This is a genomic window from Dysgonomonas sp. 216 (assembly GCF_010501065.1).
Classification (GTDB): domain Bacteria; phylum Bacteroidota; class Bacteroidia; order Bacteroidales; family Dysgonomonadaceae; genus QVMM01.
In genome coordinates this window covers 1-368 of the sequence record NZ_QVMM01000053.1, presented here as the reverse complement: position 1 = coordinate 368, position 368 = coordinate 1, and the positions used below count along the sequence as shown (strand labels likewise).

1 protein-coding gene is annotated in these 368 nt (G+C 43.8%); it reads left to right on the top strand.

Going from position 1 to position 368, the window contains the following annotated elements; translation table 11 throughout:
- Positions 1 to 368: hypothetical protein (locus tag D0T53_RS13785; RefSeq protein ID WP_221411549.1), on the top strand; the 368-nt coding region annotated here is incomplete at both ends.

Sequence of the window (368 nt, the reverse complement as noted above, 5' to 3'; positions counted from 1 at the left end):
ATTTAAGGCAATTCGGGGTTTATGCAGCCGAAAAGGAGCGGGAATTATGGGAACAACGGCCGCCGACGCCCAGAGATTTTCAAACTACACAACAATATACGGATGTTCCTGTTTCTGTATTTTCTTCAAACTCCCCTTATTTCTCAGGCAGCCGGGGGGAGGCTGCATTAGAAGTCAATGTGCCCGAACCGGTGATAACTCTATATGACCTCTTCGGTTTTACACAGGAAGAACGCAGCCAGATAAAAACGACTAAGAGCAAAAGGAGAAAAAGCAGCCCCTTAAATTCCCCAAAGACGACTTCAATTTCTTCTAATAGCAAAACTCGAAAAGAAGTATTATATCCAATATCTGATGCCCGAAAAGAG